At 56.1% G+C, this 10,603-nt stretch carries 5 protein-coding genes and 6 pseudogenes; 6 read left to right on the top strand and 5 right to left on the bottom strand.

The window, feature by feature from the left end:
• The 4 genes and pseudogenes from mmuP to rhlE form a co-directional block, all read right to left on the bottom strand.
• Positions 1 to 1,265, bottom strand: a 1,265-nt coding sequence (gene mmuP, locus ACTBDZ_RS11245) for an S-methylmethionine permease (RefSeq protein WP_438815373.1), incomplete at its 3' end; no start/stop codon positions are given.
• A 150-nt stretch (positions 1,266 to 1,415) separates the two neighbouring features.
• Positions 1,416 to 2,351 (bottom strand): tRNA dihydrouridine(16) synthase DusC, encoded by a 936-nt coding sequence (gene dusC / locus ACTBDZ_RS11250; RefSeq protein WP_438815374.1) that lies wholly within the window; start codon positions 2,349 to 2,351, stop codon positions 1,416 to 1,418.
• Positions 2,352 to 2,448: 97 nt separating this feature from the next.
• On the bottom strand, positions 2,449 to 3,837 hold the full coding sequence (locus ACTBDZ_RS11255; protein WP_438815375.1) for an MFS transporter: 1,389 nt from the start codon (positions 3,835 to 3,837) through the stop codon (positions 2,449 to 2,451).
• Positions 3,838 to 4,030: 193 nt separating this feature from the next.
• A pseudogene (gene rhlE / locus ACTBDZ_RS11260) lies at positions 4,031 to 5,330 on the bottom strand (ATP-dependent RNA helicase RhlE).
• A gap of 394 nt (positions 5,331 to 5,724) precedes the next feature.
• Between rhlE and cecR the strand changes: the two are divergent.
• From cecR to ACTBDZ_RS11290, 6 genes and pseudogenes are all read left to right on the top strand, one after another.
• Positions 5,725 to 6,355, top strand: a pseudogene (cecR, locus tag ACTBDZ_RS11265) (transcriptional regulator CecR).
• Positions 6,356 to 6,387: 32 nt separating this feature from the next.
• Positions 6,388 to 7,386 (top strand): secretion protein HlyD, encoded by a 999-nt coding sequence (gene hlyD / locus ACTBDZ_RS11270; protein ID WP_438815376.1) that lies wholly within the window; start codon positions 6,388 to 6,390, stop codon positions 7,384 to 7,386.
• Positions 7,383 to 9,125: pseudogene (locus ACTBDZ_RS11275) on the top strand (ATP-binding cassette domain-containing protein). Before hlyD ends, ACTBDZ_RS11275 begins: the two are co-directional and overlap by 4 nt.
• Positions 9,118 to 9,573, top strand: a complete 456-nt coding sequence (locus tag ACTBDZ_RS11280) for an ABC transporter permease (RefSeq protein WP_438815377.1) — start codon at positions 9,118 to 9,120, stop codon at positions 9,571 to 9,573. Before ACTBDZ_RS11275 ends, ACTBDZ_RS11280 begins: the two are co-directional and overlap by 8 nt.
• A gap of 5 nt (positions 9,574 to 9,578) precedes the next feature.
• A pseudogene (locus ACTBDZ_RS11285) lies at positions 9,579 to 10,278 on the top strand (ABC transporter permease).
• A gap of 11 nt (positions 10,279 to 10,289) precedes the next feature.
• A pseudogene (locus ACTBDZ_RS11290) lies at positions 10,290 to 10,478 on the top strand (ABC transporter permease); the annotation flags it as partial.
• 54 nt (positions 10,479 to 10,532) lie between these two features.
• Here the strand turns inward: ACTBDZ_RS11290 and ACTBDZ_RS11295 are convergent.
• Positions 10,533 to 10,603, bottom strand: a pseudogene (locus tag ACTBDZ_RS11295) (surface-adhesin E family protein); the annotation flags it as partial.

Genomic DNA, 10,603 nt, shown 5'->3' on the forward strand with positions numbered 1-10,603 from the left:
GCGATGGGGGTAAAAGGAAACCAAGGTGCGCGGTAATTGAGCTCCGACAATGAACGCCCGGAACGCAGATGGTGACGACGAAAAGCAATATGAGACGCACAAATACTGAGCCACACAGCAACCACGGCAAACCCGGAGATGGCAGAAAGCGCCACGTATACCGTATCGGGGGCAACGATACTTGAGGCCAGGGCCAACAACCCTCCCAACATACTGACCGAGATCGCTATCAGCGGAATGCCGCGCCGTGTAAGGCGGGCAAAACAGGCAGGCAGCGTCTTCTCATTTGAAAGCGACCACAACATACGCCCCGAGGCATAAAGACCGGAATTAGCCGCTGATAAGATCGCCGTCAGAATGACAAAGTTAAAAATATCCGCAGCATAGGGAATACCGATGCGCTCAAATACCTGCACAAATGGGCTTTTGACAATCCCCGCCTGTTCCATCGGAATCAATGCCGCCAGCACCAGTACGGTACCAACAAAAAACACAATCAAGCGCACTACGGTGGTACGAATCGCCAGCGGCACCACTTTATGCGGGTTCTCCGTCTCACCAGCAGCAATGCCGATCAACTCGGTGCCGGAAAAGGCAAAATTAACCGCTACCATGGTCATCAGAATAGGCAAGCCACCGAAGGGGAACCACCCGTGTGCGGTGAGGTTGGTTAACAGCGGCGCAGGCGTGCCATCTTTGAGCGGAATGATGCCGATCATCGCCCCTGCCCCGAGGATAATAAAATCCAGAATGGTAATCACTTTAATCACTGAGAAACAGAACTCGCCCTCGGCAAAAAAACGCGCCGAAATCACATTCAGGACAAAAATCAAGACGCAAAACACCAGACACCACACCCAGACGGGGACGGTTGGAAACCAGTATTGCATGCAAAAACCCGCTGCTGTCAGGCTCGAACCTAATGCCACTGTCCAGATCAACCAATAGAGCCAGGCAACGGTGTAGCCAGTTGCCGGGCTGAGGTAGCGTGATGCATAAACGTGAAATGCCCCGGTTTCCGGCATCGCCACCGACAATTCCCCCAACGACAGCATCACCAGATACACCACCACCGCACCAATCAGATAGGCCAACAGCGTACCCGCAGCACCCGTGGTGGAAATAATATAACCGGTATTAAAAAACAGCCCAGCGCCAATAACGCCGCCCAATGAAAGCATGATCAAATGGCGCGCCTTCATTGCACGTTTAAAGGTACCTGATTGCGCTGGGATTTCCGGAGTGGGTGTTCTGTGCTGCTGCATGCGTTCCCTTATACGCATAGACGTCTACACTTCCAAAATGGTCGTATTATACCGCTCCGTCAAGAGGAAAGCAATTGAATATCCTAAAGTGATTGAGATATGGAGAAAAAACCAACAGCGATGATATGAAAACAATCAATACACTCCGCATCAGACCAGTGCAGCGATAGTTCGCGCAATGGCATCTGACGTGGTCAGGGTTCGAATCTGGCGAAACAGATCGTCGGCCTCAACATAGGCTTTCCGTAAATAACCGAGCCACTGCTTGATGCGCGCCACGTGATACATGCCAGTATCCCCCTGCTTCTCGAGCTGGGTGTAGCGCTGCAACAACGCGACCACCTCGGGCCAGGGCAGCGGCGGTGCATTGTATTTAATCACTTTACTCAGATTGGGCACGTTAAGCGCGCCGCGCCCAATCATAATGTCCTGACACCCGGTAGCCGCGATACAATCCTGAGCGCTTTGCCAGTCCCAGACTTCGCCGTTCGCCACCACCGGGATCGATAAGCGCTTGCGGATTTCACCAATGGCCGCCCAGTTAATGCGCTCCGCTTTGTATCCGTCTTCTTTGGTGCGCCCATGAACCACCAACTCGGTGGCGCCCGCTTGCTGAACAGCATCTGCAATTTCAAATTGACGATCGCCCGAATCCCAGCCTAACCGAATTTTCACTGTCACTGGGAGATGGCGCGGCACCGCCTCACGCATCGCTTTCGCTCCCTGATAGATCAATTCAGGATCTTTTAGCAACGTGGCTCCGCCGCCGCTGCCATTCACCAGCTTTGACGGGCAGCCACAATTGAGGTCAACGCCGTAGGAGCCGAGCGCCACCGCGCGCGCCGCGTTCTCCGCCAGCCATTGCGGATACTGTCCCAGTAATTGAATGCGCACCAGCGTGCCATAAGGCGTCCGGCTGGCATGATGCAGTTCGGGGCAAAGGCGGTAGAAGGATTTGACAGGCAGCAGCGTATCTACCACGCGTAAAAACTCGGTGATACGCAGATCGTACTCATTGATGTCGGTCAGCAGTTCCCGCACCAGAGCATCGAGAACGCCTTCCATCGGCGCAAGGAGGATACGCATAACGCTATTACGCTCATCAGGACGCCGCACGGCGCACCAGTTAAATCAGCCCGCCATGGTACTGAGGCGGGCAGGAAAAGCAAGCGTTACGCTATCGCTAGCCTTTGTCCGCGACCGAGGGATTGAAGGCCTGACGCGTAAAACTCAGCAGACATGCCAACGCCGCCGTGCCGCACCCCATATAAAGCGCATAGTAACCGCCCTGCATATCAAATCGCGCCAGCAACATGCCCACCAGCGCAGTGCCGCTGGACTGTCCTATCAGGCGCGCTGTGCCCAGCATGCCGCCTGCGGCACCGCTACGTTGGCGCGGTGCCGACGTGACCAACAGGCGGTTATTGGGCGACTGAAATAAGCCAAAGCCCGCGCCGCACAGGGCCATGCGCCAGGCAATACCGGCCATGGTGGTGACGGGGGAAAGCTGGCTCAACGCCAACATCCCGACGGCAAGCAGCAGCAAGCCAACACCGCCCAGTATGGCGGGTGACATCCGATCGGAAAGCCTGCCGGCCACCATAGCCATAACGCCGGTTGCCAACGGCCAGGGCGTCATCATTAGCCCCACTTCGGCCGGGGTCAGTGCCAATTCATGGTGAAACAGAAACGGCAGAGAAACAAAGGCCAGCATCTGTGTGGCAAAGGAGGCGATGGAGGTCGCCAGCGACAAACTGAACACTGGGATGCGCAGTAAATCAAACGGGAACAGCGGTGCTGTGGCAGACTCTTCCCGGCGTACCAACAGCAGAGTCGCCACCAGTGCCAACCCCAGTTGTCCACCGATCAGCACGGCATTGCTTTTATGACCGATGCTCTCAATGGCGGTAATGACCAAACCGATCATCAACGCGCTCAATAGCGCGCTCACACCGTCAAACGGCTGCTGGCTACGATCGTTATCCGGTAGACTGCGCATTGCCAACAGAATGGCCGCAAGGCCAAGGGGCAGATTGATGGCAAACAACCACGGCCAGGAGGCTACGGATAAAATCCCCCCTTCCAGTGTTGGCCCCACGGTGGCGGCCATAGCCACCACCAACGCGTTAATACCAATTGCACCGCCCAGCTTGGCGCGCGGCACGATGTAGCGGATTAACGCGGTGTTCACGCTCATCAGCCCTGCTGCACCGATGCCCTGCACCACGCGCGCCAGCGTTAACAACAGCATGCTGTTCGCCAACATGCAGGCCAGAGACGACAGGATAAACAGGGTTAACCCGTACATGTACACCGTACGATAGCCGTAAATCTCGCCCAAACGCGCAAACGGAATCAGGCATACCACCACCGCCAGCTGATAGCCGTTAACAATCCAGATCGCGCTGGCCGCGCTAATAGTGAAATCCGTAGCAATAACCGGCAATGCCACGTTGGCGACCACTGCGTCCATCACCGCCAGCGTAATGCTGATGGCAATGATCAACATGGCATAGTGACGCTGCGGAGTCGGCAGACCATCTTCAGTGATACCGGGGGCGGCTGTTCTCATTATTCAGTCTTTATTCGGGCAAAGCGCGTCGGCTTGCGGATGGAGGTGAGTTAAGCAGCTTACTGATAATCCACGTGAATGGGAAGTCTGTGAGAAGAGAGAAGGCCACAACGGCAAGACGTTGACGCAAAGGCATGAAACAAAGGAAGCACAATAACGCAGGAGAGCGACAGCTCCCCTGCGAACAGCTTTATTACTCGCTTCTGGCGCACGTCGGGCGACGCTGACCATTACCCTGCGAGCGCGATGCGGCAGGTTTCCCCTGGCCGCCACGGCGTTGTTCTCCAGAAGGAGAACCTTCGCCACTGCGCTGGCTTTGGCGCCCATTTTGAATCGGCTCTGCCTTGATATTCGGATCAGGCTCAAAGCCCGGCAGGGCAATGCGTGGAATTTCGCGTTTCAGCAGTCGCTCGATATCGCGCAGCAGCTTATGCTCATCGACACACACCAGCGAGAGCGCTTCACCGGTAGATTCCGCACGACCAGTACGACCAATGCGGTGCACGTAGTCTTCCGGCACGTTGGGCAGCTCATAGTTCACCACATGCGGCAGTTGGTCGATATCCAGACCGCGCGCAGCGATATCCGTTGCTACCAGCACCCGAATCGACCCTTCCTTGAAATTCGCTAACGCACGGGTACGAGCTCCCTGGCTCTTGTTGCCATGGATAGCCGCGGCGGTAATGCCGTCTTTGCCCAATTGCTCAGCCAGATGGTTAGCACCGTGCTTGGTGCGGGTAAACACCAGCACCTGCTGCCAGTTCTCTTTGCCGATCAGCAAAGAGAGCAGCTCGCGCTTGCGTTTCTTAATCGACAAAGTGCACGTTTTGGGTCACCAGTTTCGATGGCGTATTGCGACGCACCACTTCGACCGACGCAGGGCGCGTCAGCAGCGTATTGGCCAGCGCCTTGATCTCATCAGAGAAGGTGGCTGAAAACAGCAGGTTTTGTCGTTTAGCGGGCAGTTTTGCCAGCACACGGCGAATGTCGTGGATAAAGCCCATGTCCAGCATGCGATCCGCTTCATCCAGCACCAGTATTTCAATACGGGAAAGGTCAACGGCATTCTGGTGCTCCAAATCCAACAGACGTCCCGGCGTTGCCACCAGAATGTCGACGCCACCGCGCAGTTTCATCATCTGTGGGTTAATGCTGACACCACCGAACACCACCAGCGAGCGTAAGCGCAGGTACTTGCTGTATGCGTGCACGTTTTCACCAATCTGAGCGGCCAGTTCACGCGTCGGTGTCAGGATCAATGAACGTACCGGGCGACGGCCTTTAACGTCACTGGGCTTGGCGCTCAGCAGTTGCAACAGCGGCAGGGTAAAGCCGGCGGTTTTACCGGTGCCCGTTTGCGCGCTGGCCATCAAATCCTGCCCCGACAGCACCACGCGAATCGCCTGGCGTTGTACCGGCGTAGGTTCACGATAGCCCTGTTCTTCAACAGCACGGAGAATATCGGCGCTCAGGCCGAAAGATGAAAAAGACATAGAGAAAACAACTCCAGATCCACCCTGACCGAGCCAAAGCCGGTGCAGTTTCCAGGGGGAACATCAGGCGGGTTTGCTGAGCCACCATCAACCAAGGAATAAGGAATAACGACGTGAGCAACAACCACAATGAACGGGTACAAACTACGGTGCATAAGGCCGCTAGTGTAACAGAGATTTCACCTTCCTGATATGCCATCCTGATAGCTACTATTCTGAATTATTCATGTCCCTGCGCTTGAGTATATCCGTGCTCATGCGCAGAGACGTGACGTGAATCACTTATAAAAAACGAGAATAGGCTAAATTTAATCATACGATTGATTAAAAAAGGCTGTATGCCATGTTATTTTAGGCAACGTCGCCTACACGAGGCAACCACACCAAGCAACGACTGTTACAGGCAGCCCTTGAGGTGTTTGGCGAGTTTGGCCTGCAAGCCGCCACCACGCGCGACATTGCCTGCCGTGCCGGGCAGAACATCGCCGCTATCACCTATCATTTTCACTCCAAAGAAGGGTTATATCGCGCGGTGGCAAGCGCTATTGCCGATGAAGTGGCACACACCTATCTCCCTTTGCGCACAGAAATTACCGAATACCTGCAACAGCCCGCTGGCACGCCAGAGCGCTACATGGCGTATCTGCAAAAACTGGTGCTGAACTTTACCCGGCTGATGACCAAGCCCGGAAACGTTGCACTTCAGCCGTTTTATGTCGCGCGAGCAGTTGTCACCAACGGATGCCTATCCGCTGATGCACGAGCGCATTATCGCGCCCATGCATCAGTTGATGACGCAACTGGTCGCCGGCTACACCGGGCTAGACAGCAACGATCGCAGAACCGTTATCCACGCCCATGCACTGATCGGTGAAGCACTGGCGTTCCGCTTTGCCCGAGAAACCATACGACTACGAGCGGGCTGGGACGACATCGGTTTGGAACAGAGCCTGGTGATTAACGACGTGGTGACACAACACATAGCGCTGGTGCTTGACGGCCTGAGAACCGCACAACAGCGCTGATGCCTTTAGCCGGTCAAAAAGGGAAGCCTTCCATGAATAAAGTTAAATCGCGCGTGACCATTCTGGTGCTTTTACTGCTGGCAGCCGCACTCTATGCGGGCTGGGCGCACTATGCACGCTATGACACGCCCATCACGCTGTACGGTAACGTGGATATTCGCACGGTGAATCTGGCATTTCGCGTCAGTGGACGTCTGGCAACCTTGCAGATGGATGAGGGGGACAGCGTTAAGGCAGGACAGGCGATCGCGGCGCTGGATACCGCACCGCACCATAATGCGCTGCGCCAGGCTGACGCCAATGTTGCCAGCGCGGTAGCTCAACTGGCACTGCTTCAGGAAGGTTACCGGCGTGAAGAGGTTGCTCAGGTGCGTTCTCAAGTGGACCAAGCGCAGGCCGCCTATGAGTACGCCGACAAATTCTATCAACGCCAGCAAGGCATGTGGGGCAAGGGAGCCGTGTCACAAAATACGCTGGACGATGCCCGTTCGGCGCGTCAACAGGCACTTGCTACGCTGCAAGCCGCTAAAGAGAAATTGGGCCAATTCGAAAGCGGCAACCGCCCGCAAGAGATTGCCGCCGCCGAGGCGGCACTGGCACAAGCGCAAGCAGTACAGGCACAGGCCATTCTCGATCTGAGCGATACCACGTTAACCGCCCCTTCTGATGGTGTGATCCTCACCCGCGCCGCAGAAGCAGGCAGTATGCTCAGCGTGGGCGGCACTGTATTTACGCTCTCGTTGACCCGCCCGGTATGGATTCGTGCCTACATTGATGAGCCACAGCTTGGGCAAGCGAAACCAGTACGAGAAGTGCTGATTTATACGGACAGCCGCCCAGACCGTCCTTACCACGGCACGGTCGGATTTGTGTCCCCCAGCGCAGAATTCACCCCCAAAAGTGTAGAAACCCCCGCACTGCGCACCGATCTGGTTTATCGGCTGCGTATCATCGTGAACGATGCGGACGACCTGCTGCGCCAAGGCATGCCAGTGACGTTGCGTTTCGCCACTGATAGCGTAACGCCATGAACAGCCCCATGCCACGCATTACGCTGGACGGGGTAGAAAAAACCTTCCCTGACAGCACCACTCCCGCGCTGAAACCGCTGACCGCCACGCTTGATGCGGGTGCGGTTATCGGCTTAGTGGGGCCAGACGGCGCGGGTAAGACCACGCTGATTCGCATGCTGGCCGGTCTGTTAACACCGAGCAGCGGGACTCTGCGCGTGATGGGGCTCGATCCGGTACAGGATGACCGGCAATTGCACGCCATCCTTGGTTATATGCCGCAGAAATTTGGTCTGTATGAAGACCTGAGCGTGATGGAAAACCTGAAGCTTTACGCCGACCTGCGCGGTATTACCGGCGCACAGCGTCAGGAAACCTTTGAACGCCTGCTGACGTTTACCGACCTCGCGCGCTTTACCACGTGTCTGGCAGGAAAGCTTTCTGGCGGCATGAAGCAGAAGCTGGGGCTGGCCTGTACCCTGCTGGGCCAGCCTAACGTACTGTTGCTGGATGAGCCGGGGGTTGGGGTTGATCCCATCTCACGACGCGAGCTGTAGCGCATGGTGCACGAACTCGCTGACGACGGCATGCTGATCCTGTGGAGCACGTCTTATCTCGATGAGGCAGAGCAGTGTCGTGATGTGCTGCTGCTGAATAACGGCGAATTGCTGTATCGCGGCGCACCGCAAGATCTTACCGCCACCATGGCCGGTCGCTGCGTGCTGGCACATGCCGATGGCGTTGCACACCGCACGCTGCTGCAACAGACATTGCAGCACACCGCCGTCAGTGACGGCGTCATTCAAGGCAAGTATTTGCGTCTGATGCTGAAGGCAGGCGCAACCCCGTCCAGCCTGTGTGATACGCTCCCGCTGACGCCGGACAGCATCGAAACGACAGCCCCCCGCTTTGAGGATGCCTTTATCGACCTGTTAGGCGGTGGCCCCAAAGGGGATTCCTCACTGGCGCGCATTATGCCGTTCATTCCCGATGACGGCGATGACAAGGTGATCGAAGCCCGTCATCTGACCAAAAAATTTGGCGAATTTGTCGCGACCGATCGGGTCGATTTTACCGTGCGACGTGGCGAGATTTTCGGCCTGCTCGGCCCCAATGGCGCAGGGAAATCAACCACCTTCAAGATGATGTGCGGTTTGCTCACCCCCAGTGCAGGCCATGCGCGCGTGCTGGGCCTAGATCTTAAAATCAGCTCGGGCAAAGCGCGTCAGCATCTGGGCTATATGGCACAGAAATTTTCTCTGTACGGTAACCTGACGGTAGAACAAAACCTGCGCTTTTTCTCTGGCGTCTACGGTCTACGTGGCCGCCAACAACGCGAGAAAGTCGCGGCCATGACGCAGGCATTCAACTTTGCGCCGATAAGCCGACAAACACCGGACGCCCTGCCGCTTGGATTCAAACAGCGCTTAGCCCTGGCCTGCGCCTTAATGCACGAGCCGGATATTCTGTTTCTTGACGAACCCACCTCTGGCGTCGATCCCCTCACCCGCCGGGAGTTCTGGATGCACATCAACGGCATGGTCAGCCGGGGCGTGACTGTCATGGTGACCACTCACTTTATGGATGAGGCGGAATATTGCGATCGTATCGGCCTGGTTTATCGAGGCAAACTGATTGCCAGCGGCACACCCGATGCCTTAAAGCAGCAGGCGGTTACGCCAGACATGCCCGATCCCAGCATGGAGCAGGCGTTTATCGCCCTGATTCAGGCCTACGACACGGAGAACGCCCATGACTAACGCCAACAGCAACCCCGTGTCGGACAGCACCGCCTTTTCCTGGCGACGCTTGCGGGCATTGTGTCGCAAAGAGAGCAAGCAGATTGTGCGCGATCCCAGCAGCAGTCTGATTGCCTTTGTCATCCCATTAATGCTGTTGTTTATTTTTGGCTATGGCATCAACCTCGACTCCAGTCGCTTACACGTCGGTATCCTGCTGGAAGAACAGAGTGAAGCGGCGCGCGATTTAGCCCAAACCTTTGCCGCCTCCCCCTATATTGAACCAACCATCAGCCGCGACCGCCAAACATTGATCCAGTTGATGCAAGCGGGGCGCATTCGCGGTTTGATCACCATCCCTGGCAATTTTGCCGAGCAATTGTCACAACCCGGAGGGCTGGCCTCGCTACAGGTGATCACTGACGGCAGTGAGCCTAATACCGCCAATTTCGTTTGCGGCTATGTGTAAGGGGTTTGGAAGGTCTGGCAGGAGCAGCGCGCGTTGGCTCAGGGGGCACTTTTACGCAACCCATTGAGGTACAACTGCGCTATTGGTTCAACCCGGCAGCGGTCAGCCAGCACTTTATCATTCCCGGTGCCATCACCATTATCATGACCGTCATTGGCGCCATTCTGACCTCATTAGTGATTGCCCGAGAATGGGAGCGCGGTACCATGGAAGCGCTGCTGTCAACGCAGGTTACGCGTGCAGAGCTGCTGCTGGCTAAGTTGATCCCCTACTATGGATTGGGCATGATAGCCATGGTGCTGTGCATGGTGGTGGCCGTCTTCGTGCTGCATGTTCCCTACCGCGGATCGCTCCTGGATACTGTTTAGCATCAGCAGCCTGTTTCTCGCCTGTACCCTTGGCATGGGACTGCTAATTTCCACCCTGACACGCAACCAGTTCAATGCGGCGATGGTGGCGCTGAACGCAGCATTCTTGCCGGCGGTCATGCTCTCTGGGTTTATCTTTGAAATTGACAGCATGCCGGCGCTGGTGCGCGCCGTCTCCTACATCATTCCCGCACGCTATTTCGTCAGTACGCTGCAAAGCTTATTCCTCACGGGTAACGTGGTCAGCATCTTGCTGGTCAATCTGGGCTTTTTAAGCCTCGCCACGCTGTTTTTCATCGGGCTGACCGCGTTGAAAACGCGGCGCAGACTGGATTAGGAGGGATCGCAATGTTTTACCGCTTATGGACGCTGATCGTGAAAGAGCTACAATCACTGCTGCGCGAACCGCAAACCCGCAGCCTGCTGGTGCTCCCGGTGGTGCTTCAGGTCTCTCTGTTCCCGTTCGCTGCGACGTTGGATGTCACCAATGCCACCATCGCGATTTATAGCGAAGACAGTGGAGCAGCATCGATTGAAGGCTTTGTTGAATAAATCAGAACTTGTAACGACTGTGCCCCATCGGGTCGATTGTTACGTGATGCGAATACTGTTCGGCATTCCTAATAGCGTGATCCGGTTAAGCGCTTTGACCATCGCCATGG

The organism is Symbiopectobacterium sp., assembly GCF_051710365.1.
Taxonomy (GTDB): Bacteria; Pseudomonadota; Gammaproteobacteria; order Enterobacterales; family Enterobacteriaceae; genus Symbiopectobacterium.

Excerpts from the sequence above, each read along its gene's own strand:
- ACTBDZ_RS11255 (WP_438815375.1), bottom strand. The coding sequence starts at position 3,837 with ATGAGAACAGCCGCCCCCGGTATCACTGAAGATGGTCTGCCGACTCCG.
- ACTBDZ_RS11280 (WP_438815377.1), top strand. The coding sequence starts at position 9,118 with ATGACTAACGCCAACAGCAACCCCGTGTCGGACAGCACCGCCTTTTCC.
- dusC (WP_438815374.1), bottom strand. The coding sequence starts at position 2,351 with ATGCGTATCCTCCTTGCGCCGATGGAAGGCGTTCTCGATGCTCTGGTG.
- hlyD (WP_438815376.1), top strand. The coding sequence starts at position 6,388 with ATGAATAAAGTTAAATCGCGCGTGACCATTCTGGTGCTTTTACTGCTG.